The following is a 1153-nucleotide window of genomic DNA, read 5'->3' on the forward strand; positions in this document are numbered from 1 at the left end:
AATTTTTTGATTAAGAGCACGGCTAATCATGTTATAAATTTTAAAATCCGCCAAAATAAAAAAGAAGTTTTCGGAGTAGGGCTCCCCAAACCTGTTTCCTTAGAAAATGCCGATACAAAAATAAAGGATAGCAGTGACAAGATTTTCTGCCCTCATTTTTAAGTAATGGATCTACTCCAAAAAACCGGGAACTTTTCTCTTTTGTAAACTTATCTGCTAGGTGAGCAGTTTTTTTTCTTTCATTTCTTTACTAGATATCTAGGTTTATTCACTCATTGAAACTCCTGTTTCGCTCATTACTGATTTTTTGCAACTGAACCAACGATATATTTGGATAAAGTTTAAAAACTAATTATTCAAATGAAAGTTTTAAAAAGCATGTTGATGGTCAGTCTAGGACTGGTTATCTTTTTCTCCTGCAAAGAGGGTGACACTGGACCGCAGGGAGCCATTGGCGAAAAAGGCGAGCAGGGCGCTAGGGGAATTCAGGGGGTAAAAGGCGATGACGGAGCGACAATTTTCTCTGGAGATGCGGTTCCTGTCGCTACGCTGGGGAAAGCTGGAGATTATTATATCCGTAAAACGACTTCCGAAATATATGGTCCCAAAACGGATGCCGGATGGGGTAAAGCGACTTCTTTTAAGGGAGCGACAGGTGCCAATGGAGCGGCGGGATCCAAAATCCTGAGCGGCACCCAAATTCCAGCGGTGTCGGTGGGTGCTGTGGGCGACTTCTATTTTAAGGTGGATAGCTATCAATTTTTTGGGCCTAAAACTGCATCCGGATGGGGGACAGGCGTCAACCTGAGAGGAGCTACCGGTACTGCTAATGTGCGCTACAGTGGTTGGCAACGTGTTACAGGCACTAAAGATTCTACTATGGACGGTACAGCTGTCAGAATCGGCCATCTTGCTGCTCAGGGGCTTTCCTCCTCAATACTGAGCAGTGGAACCGTGATGGTTTATTTAGATTATGGAGGCGGGGCGTTCCAGTTACCTTATACGTCAAGAGCCGCGGGGAGAATGAGCACGATCGCCTATCACCCCAAACAGAATCGAATTATTATCTATCGGTTTGTCTACGATGGTGGCAGTCTCGTGGCATTACCTAGTCAAATTATGTACCGTTATATAATTATTCCGGGCGGAACCA

At 44.2% G+C, this 1153-nt stretch carries 1 protein-coding gene; it reads left to right on the forward strand.

Going from position 1 to position 1153, the window contains the following annotated elements:
- Positions 1 to 360: 360 nt before the first annotated feature.
- Positions 361 to 1153, forward strand: a 793-nt coding sequence (locus B4A24_RS13860) for a hypothetical protein (RefSeq protein WP_293945730.1), incomplete at its 3' end; no start/stop codon positions are given.

This window comes from Sphingobacterium sp. UBA7249 (assembly GCF_002472835.1).
GTDB lineage: Bacteria > Bacteroidota > Bacteroidia > Sphingobacteriales > Sphingobacteriaceae > Sphingobacterium > Sphingobacterium prati.